The 354-nt window shown below is 35.6% G+C and carries 1 pseudogene; it reads right to left on the reverse strand.

Annotated elements, in window-relative coordinates:
• Nucleotides 1-100, reverse strand: a pseudogene (locus HC175_RS24480) (ribosome-binding factor A); the annotation flags it as partial.
• Between the last annotated feature and the right edge of the window lie 254 nt (nt 101-354).

Below are 354 nucleotides of genomic sequence, written 5' to 3' on the forward strand. Positions count from 1 at the left end.
TTCCCGTTTTACCCGCATCACGCAAATGAGCCTGAAGAATTTCGGCCAAATCCCGCTGTATTACTCCTCCTATTTTTTTTTGTCTGTTCGTTTCTTCCATGCTACAAAAGTAGAACATTTACCGCTTAAAATCTTAAAATATGCGTTAATAGCTTTGGGTTATGGCTGCAAACACATCTGACTTTTTATCTTTATTCTTTAAATGCTTTGTCCTGCAGGTCAGGTAAAGTAGATTGTAATTATATAAAAATGAATTTCTGAAAATGAAAAATATAGAACATATAGGCATAGCGGTTAAAGATCTTGAGGCGGCTAACGAAGTTTATGCGAAACTGCTATGTACAGAAAGCTACA

The sequence above is a fragment of the Salinimicrobium oceani genome (assembly GCF_012037645.1).